The sequence below is a fragment of the Ruminococcus sp. YRD2003 genome (assembly GCA_900109435.1).
In the GTDB taxonomy this organism is placed as follows: Bacteria; Bacillota; Clostridia; order Oscillospirales; family Ruminococcaceae; genus Ruminococcus; species Ruminococcus flavefaciens_G.
In genome coordinates this window covers 1-295 of record FNZT01000002.1, presented here as the reverse complement: position 1 = coordinate 295, position 295 = coordinate 1, and the positions used below count along the sequence as shown (strand labels likewise).

Below are 295 nucleotides of genomic sequence, written 5' to 3'. Positions count from 1 at the left end.
CTGGTGCACCAGAGGTGCGTCCATCCCGGTCCTCTCGTACTAGGGACAGCTCCTCTCAAATATCCTACGCCCACGACAGATAGGGACCGAACTGTCTCACGACGTTCTGAACCCAGCTCGCGTACCGCTTTAATTGGCGAACAGCCAAACCCTTGGGACCGAATTCAGCCCCAGGATGCGATGAGCCGACATCGAGGTGCCAAACCTCCCCGTCGATGTGGACTCTTGGGGGAGATCAGCCTGTTATCCCCAGGGTAGCTTTTATCCGTTGAGCGACGGCATTTCCACTCACATA

At 56.6% G+C, this 295-nt stretch carries 1 rRNA gene; it reads right to left on the bottom strand.

The features are described 5' to 3' along the window. Positions 1–295, bottom strand: a 23S ribosomal RNA gene (locus BMX22_RS00010); the annotation flags it as partial.